1 protein-coding gene and 1 pseudogene are annotated in these 3,517 nt (G+C 61.3%); one reads left to right on the top strand and one right to left on the bottom strand.

The genetic code is table 11. The features are described 5' to 3' along the window. Positions 1–1,803 (top strand): DUF262 domain-containing protein (locus F2Q65_RS19205; RefSeq protein ID WP_150095006.1); only part of this gene is annotated, 1,803 nt, incomplete at its 5' end. A 355-nt stretch (positions 1,804–2,158) separates the two neighbouring features. Here the strand turns inward: F2Q65_RS19205 and F2Q65_RS19200 are convergent. Then, a pseudogene (locus F2Q65_RS19200) lies at positions 2,159–3,517 on the bottom strand (ATP-binding protein); the annotation flags it as partial.

Here is a 3,517-nt window from a genome sequence, read left to right as displayed (position 1 = left end):
GTTTGGGACGAGGACCGCATCAAGAGCCTGATCGCCTCCGTTTCCCGGGCCTTTCCCGTCGGTGCCCTGATGACGCTCGACACCGGCGGTGAGGTCAACTTCAAGCCGCGCCCGGTTGAGGGGGCGCCCCCGGAGGCCAAACAGGCCGCCCCGCACTCGCTGTTACTTGATGGCCAGCAGCGCATGACCTCGCTGTATCAGGTCACGCTGCGGAACAAGGTCATTGCCACCATCACTCCGAAAAAGAAGAAGGTCAAACGTTGGTTCTACCTGGATATCCGTCAGACCTTGGACCCACACACCGATCGCGAAGATGCGGTGATCGGCGTACCCGAGGATCGCGTCATCCGAAAGAGCTTCGGGCGCGAGCCGGTTCTTGACCTGTCTACGCCTGAACAGGAATATGCCGAGCTCATGTACCCGGTCACGCAGGTATTTGACTGGGATCGCTGGCAGGACGGCTTCGACGAATACTGGCGGGGCGAGGAAAACGCGCACAACCGCGAATTGTTTCGCGCGTTCAAGCGCAGCATCCTCGAGAACTTCAAATACTACCGGGTGCCGGTGATCTCCCTCGACCGGTCGACTTCAAAAGAGGCCGTCTGCGTCGTCTTCGAGAAGGTCAACACGGGCGGCAAGGCGCTCGATGCCTTTGAGCTGGTCACGGCCATGTATGCCGCGGCCGGTCACGAGCTTCGCAAGGACTGGTTCGGCGGTGAGGCCAGTGCGGGCCGACACCAGCGGTTCAAGGAGACCTTACGCCCCGCGGACTCCGAATCCGGCATCATTGCCGACGTCAAGAACACCGATTTCCTACAGGCGATTTCACTCTTCTACACCCGCGACCGGCGCCGCCAGGCAGAGGCAGAAGGTAAGGTTGGAAAGGACTTACCTGCTGTCACGGCCAATCGTAACGCCTTGCTGAGCCTGCCCTTGGCCGCCTACAAACAGTACGAGAAACAGGTTGAAGAAGGTTTCGTCAAGGCTGCCAAGTTTCTGCACCGACTTCACATCTACCGTGTCTTCGACCTCCCGTACCAATCCCAGATTGTTCCCTTGGCCGCGATTCTCGCTGACATCGGTGATGCCTCTGAGCATCAGAGCATCCGTGACAAGCTCGCCACTTGGTACTGGAACGGTGTCTTCGGCGAGCTCTATGGCTCGGCGGTGGAGTCACGCATCGCCAAGGACTTCGTCGAGGTCCCTACCTGGCTCAAGGGAGGTCCCGAGCCCACGACGGTCACCGACACCATCTTCCGGGCGGATCGCTTGAAGACGATGCGCATGCGCCTCTCGGCCGCATACAAAGGGGTCAACGCCCTCCTGATGCAGAAGGATGCGATGGACTTCCGCTCCGGCCAACGCTTCGACCACACGGTCTTCTTCGGCGAGAACGTCGATATCCACCACATCTTCCCGGTGGACTGGTGCAAGAAGCAGGGTATCAAGCCCGCCGACTACGATCCCATCATCAACAAGACGCCTTTGTCCTATCGCACCAACCGCATCATCGGCGGGTACGCGCCATCCGTTTACCTCGCGAGATTGGAAAAGGGCGACAACAAGAATCCCCCCATCGAGCCCAACCGATTGGATGGCTATCTGCGCTCTCACCTCATCGCGCCGGAGTTACTTCGCAGTGACGATTTTTCCGGCTTTATGCGCGATCGGCAGAGACGCCTCCTGGGACTTATCGAGCAGGCGACCGGGAAGCCCATCTATCAAGGGGAAGTACCCGAAGAGGGGGAGGATATCGGCGATGACGAGGATGCTGTCGCAAGTGTAATGCTGAACTCCAATTAAATCTTGGTCATCTGCGCGGTATTCGATGTCCGTTGACAGTCGCTTAAGCAGCGATTCATCCCTGCGCCGGTGGCAAGTAAGCAATGCGCAAGCCCGTCCGCTCGGTCGGTACGCCAGCATTCGGACCCTGGCGACTGAGCCAGCCCCGTCGCAACCCTCAGTTCCGGTCCTCGGTCTATTTGCCACCATGGCCGCTTACAGGCTCCGGCTCCAACGTGGCAGCCCGCGCGGAGGTTCCGTGACCAGCGTCACCATCGCCCGTGGTCGTGACGCTGATCAACGCCCCATTTCTTCTCCGTAATCAGTTGCCGTTCTCGTCCCTCGGATGGTTGTATGTCTCTTTTCGGGATCAGTCCTACTCCCAATCCGCAATCTTGATGTCAAGACTCCGCGCATTCTCCGATACCGCCCGCTTCACGCTGTCGGATACCCCGTCCGGGAAGGTCGCCGCAATCTCCACCGACAGCTTCACCGTGGCGTTCGGGTCCGAGCACAGCACCGCGATGATCTCGTCGGCGATTTGCACTAGACGCATCTTCGCCGTCGCCACTGGAACTTCGGCGCTCCCATAGAACGCCTTTGACTTCGGCGTGTCCTTACCGGCGCCGGGTGGAGACGTAGGCGGTGGTTGCACGGGAGGAATAACGGTGTCGGGTGTGCCGGGCGGCGTCGGCGTCGTAACTGCCGTGCCAGGGTCGGGACTCACTGGCTTCGCTTGGTGCGCTGCTTCGTAGGCCCTCGCCGCTTCCGGCTCGATCAACAGCAAGGTATCGTCAAAGACCACCTCGCCGCCGCCAAACTGAAACCCCTCCAGGGTCTCGCCGTCCTGACCGTAGGCCGTGCCAAAGAAGTCGCGGCTCGTCGTGCCGGTACGGATCGCCTGGATCAGGACCTCCCGAGTCTTGAATCGCGGCAGATAGAGATAGCGCAGCGAATCCTCGAAGAACTGCGCGGCGCTCGCTGTGCGCTGAGCGTCCGTCCAGTACAGCTCCTTGAGCAGGGTGCGCAGATGGATGGGCGACCAGGTCGAGATGACCAACTCGTTGTCTCCACACACCCGCTCGATCTCCGCGCCGAGTGACCCGCCGGAGGTGTTGAGCGCAAAGGCCTCCACCACGGGCTTTGGATCGGTCGGTGTCTCCTGTACCGGGCACAGCAGCCACCGGTAGCACTCGCGCGCGATGCGCGGCAGGATCTCTTCGGCGCCCTTGTACTCCTTCTCGGCTTGCTTCTGCTGCAGGTTGTCGATGGTCAGGCGCCCCTCCTTCACGTCATCGACAATGGAGCCCCAGGCGAGCGCGGTGGCCGCTGCATCCTTGAGCCGCGCCAAGGTGCCATGATCCGGCGCCAGGAACAGCAGCCGGTTGCCGCGGTAGCGCGGCTTCTGTCCGTTCTTCTGCACCGCCTCGAGCACAGCGTCGAAGGCAACGCGCGTCTCCTCACGCGCATACCAGTGCTCGGGCGACAGCACCACCAAGCGCAGCGCGGTGTCGTCCGGCACATCCGCATGGGGCGTGAAGACATGCACACCGTCGAAGTAGCTGGCATTCCCCGCTGCCTTTTTCAGTGCCAGCGCGAGCTTGCCGCGCACCTCCGTCTTCTCATCGAAGCGGCGCTTGCGGTCCTCCATCTCCCGGCGCAGATTCGCACGGGTATCGAACCAGAAGCGGGTCGTATCCTGGGTCTTGTCTCCGGAGCTGTTGAGATAGTGCAG

This window comes from Thiohalocapsa marina (assembly GCF_008632335.1).
GTDB lineage: Bacteria > Pseudomonadota > Gammaproteobacteria > Chromatiales > Chromatiaceae > Thiohalocapsa > Thiohalocapsa marina.
Note: the sequence above shows the minus strand (reverse complement) of the source record. Positions and strands in the feature narration are given on the sequence as shown.